The following is a 656-nucleotide window of genomic DNA, read 5'->3' as shown; positions in this document are numbered from 1 at the left end:
TTACTGACCATCGCTGAGCGCATACTCAACGAAGCCAGCAACGTTCGTCGCCTGGCGGATCTCTTTACTAACGACGCGTCCGGGGTGCTGACAATCGCCACCACCCATACGCAGGCGCGCTACAGTTTACCGCCGGTGATCAAGGCATTTCGTGCGCTGTTTCCGGACGTCCGGCTGGAGCTGATTCAGGGCACTCCGCAGGAGATCGAAGTGCTGCTGCAAAACGGCGGGGCGGATATCGGTATCGCCAGTGAACGCCTGAGTAACGATCCACTGCTGGTGGCGTTCCCCTGGTTCCGCTGGCACCACAGCCTGCTATTGCCCGTCGACCATCCACTTCATCAGGTTTCGCCCCTCACGCTCGAAGACATTGTCAAATGGCCGCTGATTACCTATCGGCAGGGCATTACCGGCCGTTCGCGTATCGACGAAGCCTTTAATCGCAAAGGGCTGACGCCGGATATCGTGCTGAGCGCACAGGATTCGGATGTGATCAAAACCTATGTAGAGCTGGGGCTTGGCATCGGTCTGGTGGCGGAACAGTCCGGCGGCGAGCGCGAGCTGGGGGATTTGGTGCGCCTGGATACCCGTCATCTGTTTGATGCCAACACCGTCTGGCTGGGGCTTAAGCGCGGACAGCTGCAACGCAACTATGT

1 protein-coding gene is annotated in these 656 nt (G+C 59.0%); it reads left to right on the top strand.

The genetic code is table 11. From position 1 onward, the window contains the following. Positions 1-656 (top strand): LysR substrate-binding domain-containing protein (locus tag K5E19_RS23310; protein WP_221553298.1); only part of this gene is annotated, 656 nt, incomplete at both ends.

The sequence above is a fragment of the Enterobacter sp. RIT637 genome (assembly GCF_019718755.1).
Classification (GTDB): domain Bacteria; phylum Pseudomonadota; class Gammaproteobacteria; order Enterobacterales; family Enterobacteriaceae; genus Enterobacter.
Note: the sequence above shows the minus strand (reverse complement) of the source record. Positions and strands in the feature narration are given on the sequence as shown.